The organism is Methylobacterium sp. WL6 (genome assembly GCF_008040095.1).
GTDB lineage: Bacteria > Pseudomonadota > Alphaproteobacteria > Rhizobiales > Beijerinckiaceae > Methylobacterium.
In genome coordinates, this window is the sequence record NZ_VRVH01000366.1 from 1 (window position 1) to 3,832 (window position 3,832).

Annotated in this window: 1 protein-coding gene; it reads right to left on the reverse strand. The window is 68.1% G+C overall.

Features of this window, described 5'->3' with window-relative positions; all coding sequences use genetic code 11:
* Window positions 1-3,430: vitamin B12-dependent ribonucleotide reductase (locus tag FV230_RS25635; RefSeq protein ID WP_147844397.1), on the reverse strand; the 3,430-nt coding region annotated here is incomplete at its 3' end.
* Window positions 3,431-3,832 lie beyond the last annotated feature (402 nt).

Here is a 3,832-nt window from a genome sequence, read left to right on the forward strand (position 1 = left end):
CGCCGGACGGGCCGCCCTGGATCAGGGTCAGCCGGTCGGCCGAGCCGCGCAGCAGACCGCGGGAGACGACGCTGGCGGCCGTCTGCTGCGGCTTGCCCGCCTCGCGGGTGGTGTCGCCCTCGCCGCCGCCGAGCACGGTCGAGCCGATCTCGGAGGGGTCGACATGGGCGAGGTCCATGCGGGCGAGGTACGAGATCGCCAGCTCGCGGAAGACGTAGTCGAGGATCGAGGTCGCGTTCTTGATCGCGTCGTTGCCCTGCACGAAGCCCGCCGGCTCGAAGCGGGTGAAGGTGAAGGCCTCGACGTATTCCTCGAGCGGCACGCCGTACTGGAGCCCGAGCGAGATCGCGATGGCGAAGTTGTTCATCAGGCTTCGGAAGGCGGCGCCCTCCTTGTGCATGTCGATGAAGATCTCGCCGATGCGGCCGTCGTCGTACTCGCCGGTGCGCAGGTAGACCTTGTGGCCGCCGACGACGGCCTTCTGGGTGTAGCCCTTGCGCCGGTGCGGCAGCTTCTCGCGCGAGCGGATGCGCTCGACCCGCTCGATCACCCGCTCGACGATTCGTTCGGCGAGCTGCGTCGCCTTGGCGGCGGCCGGCGCCTGCACCAGCGCCTCGACCATGTCCTCCTCGTCGTCCTCGTCCTGGATCAGGGCCGAGTTCAGCGGCTGCGACAGCTTGGAGCCGTCGCGGTAGAGCGCGTTGGCCTTGAGCGCCAGGCGCCAGGACAGGGTGTAGGCCGCCTTGCAATCCTCGACCGTGGCGTCGTTGGGCATGTTGATGGTCTTGGAGATCGCCCCCGAGATGAAGGGCTGCGCCGCCGCCATCATGCGGATGTGGCTGTCGACCGAGAGGTAGCGCTTGCCGATCCGCCCGCACGGGTTGGCGCAGTCGAACACCGCGTAGTGCTCCTGCTTCAGCCCCGGCGCGCCCTCGAGCGTCATCGCCCCGCAGATGTGGGTGTTGGCGGCCTCGACGTCCTTCCGCGAGAAGCCGAGGAACGGCAGCAGCTCGAAGGTCGGGTCGGAGAGCCTGTCCGCCGGCACCTTCAGGGTGTCGGTGAGGAAGGCGTCGCCCAACGTCCAGCGGTTGAACACGAACTTGATGTCGAAGGCCGACTTCAGGCCCGCCTCGATCGCGGCGATCTTGTCGTCGGTGAAGCCCTTGGCCCGCAGGGAGCCCGGGTTGATCGCCGGCGCCTGGCCCATCGAGCCGTGGCCGACCGCGTAGGCCTCGATCTCGGCGATCTCGGATTCGCGGTAGCCGAGCGCGCGCAGCGCATCCGGCGCGGCCTGGTTGATGATCTTGAAGTAGCCGCCGCCGGCGAGCTTCTTGAACTTCACCAGGGCGAAGTCGGGCTCGATGCCGGTGGTGTCGCAATCCATGACGAGGCCGATCGTGCCGGTCGGCGCCAGCACCGTCGCCTGCGCGTTGCGATAGCCGTGCTCCTCGCCGAGCCGCAGGGCGCGGTCCCAGGCGGCGCGGGCGTGGTCGCCGAGATTGCCCTGCGGGATGTTGGCGTGGTCGAGCGGCACCGGGGCGATCGAGAGGAACTCGTAGCCCTCCGCCTCGCCGTGCGCCGCGCGGTGGTGGTTGCGGATCACCTTGAGCATGGCGTCCGCGTTGTCCTCGTAGGCCGGAAAGGCCCCGAGCTCCGCGGCCATCTCGGCCGAGGTGGCGTAGGACACGCCGGTCATGATCGCGGTCAGCGCGCCGGCCAGCGCCCGGCCCTTATCCGAGTCGTAGGGCAGGCCCATCGTCATCAGCAGGCCGCCGATGTTGGCGTAGCCGAGGCCGAGCGTGCGGTACCTGTAGGAGAGCTCGGCGATCTCCTTCGACGGGAACTGCGCCATCGTCACCGAGATCTCGAGCACCACCGTCCAGAGGCGGTTGAGGTGCTCGAACGCCTCGACGTCGAACTGCTTGGTCTGGCGGTCGTACATCGTCAGCAGGTTGGCCGAGGCCAGGTTGCAGGCGGTGTCGTCGAGGAACATGTACTCGGAGCACGGGTTCGAGGCCCGGATCCGCCCGCCGGTCGGGCAGGTGTGCCAGTCGTTCATCGTGGTGTTGAAGTGCAGGCCCGGATCAGCCGAGGCCCAGGCCGCCTCGCCGATCTTCTCCCACAGCTCGCGCGCCGGCAGGGTCTTGGTCGTCTTGCCGGTGGTGCGGGCCTTCAGCTCCCAGGGCGCGTCGGTCTCGACCGCGCGCAGGAAGTCGTCGGTCAGCGAGACCGAGTTGTTGGAGTTCTGGCCGGCCACCGTGAGGTAGGCCTCCGAGTCCCAGTCGGTGTCGTAGACAGGGAAGTCGATCTTGGTGAAGCCTTGGCGGGCGAACTGGATCACCCGCTTGGTGTAGGAATCCGGCACGGCGTCCTTGCGGGCGGCCTTCACGGCCTTCTTCAGGGCCGGGTTGCGCTCGGGGTCGAAGCAGGCGTCGCCTTCCGCCTCGCACTGGGTGCAGGCCTTCATCACCGCGGCGAGGTGCTTGGAGACGATCTTGGAGCCGGTCACCAGCGCGGCGACCTTCTGCTCCTCCTTCACCTTCCAGTCGATGTACTGCTCGATGTCCGGGTGGTCGATGTCGACGATGACCATCTTGGCCGCGCGCCGGGTGGTGCCGCCGGACTTGATCGCGCCGGCCGCCCGGTCGCCGATCTTGAGGAAGGACATCAGGCCGGACGACTTGCCGCCGCCGCCGAGTTTTTCGTTTTCTCCACGAAGCATCGAAAAATTCGAGCCGGTGCCGGAGCCGTACTTGAACAGGCGCGCCTCGCGGACCCACAGGTCCATGATGCCGCCCTCGTTGACGAGGTCGTCCTGCACGCCCTGGATGAAGCAGGCATGCGGCTGCGGGTGCTCGTAGGACGAGGCGGACTTAGTCAGCTCGCCGCTGCGGTAGTCGACGTAGTAATGGCCCTGGGCCGGGCCGTCGATGCCGTAGGCCCAGTGCAGGCCGGTGTTGAACCATTGCGGCGAGTTCGGCGCGACCATCTGCTTGGCGAGCATGAAGCGCAGCTCGTCGAGGAACGCGGAGGCGTCCTCCTCGGAGGTGAAGTAGCCGCCCTTCCAGCCCCAGTAGGTCCAGCAGCCGGCCAGGCGGTCGAACACCTGCGTCGCCGACGTCTCGGAGCCGGTGCGCTCGGCCTCGGGCAGCTCGCCGAGCGCCGCCTCGTCCGGCACCGAGCGCCACAGGAAGGACGGGACGTCGTTCTCCTCGACCCTTTTCAGGCGCGCCGGCACGCCGGCCTTGCGGAAGTACTTCTGCGCCAGCACGTCGCTCGCGACCTGGCTCCAGCTCTCGGGCACCGAGATCCCGTCGAGGCGGAAGACGGTCGAGCCGTCCGGGTTGCGGATCTCGGACAGTGCCTTGCGGAACGGGATCGCCGCATAAGGCGAGGAACCGGACGTGGTGTAACGACGCTCGAACCGCATGAGACGCACCTCTCCCGACGAGGCGCAGAGGCGCCCCGGGGTTGAATCCGGAGATCCGAAGAGCCGAATCCGGGCGCCTGAAGCGACGCTGCCCGGATCGGCCGACGTTGGTAAGAAGGTGGCTGGACGCGCACGGATCGAACGGATCGGCGCTCCCGAACCATGACCCGGACATTAACGCCGGGCCGGCCTTCACGTCAACAAGTGGTGTTCGGCCTCCCGGTTCCACGCTAGATGTTGTGGTCTTGGCGGTAAAATTGTGGATAAGTCGGCGCCGGCCGTAAGTGCTGTTTCCGCCTCCTGGATTTCGCGCGGAAAATTTTTGCGTCCACAGCGTCGTCGGGCCGCCCGAAAACGCCCGCGCCGCGCCGCCGCGCCGGCATGGCCGCCGGGCGACGGGGC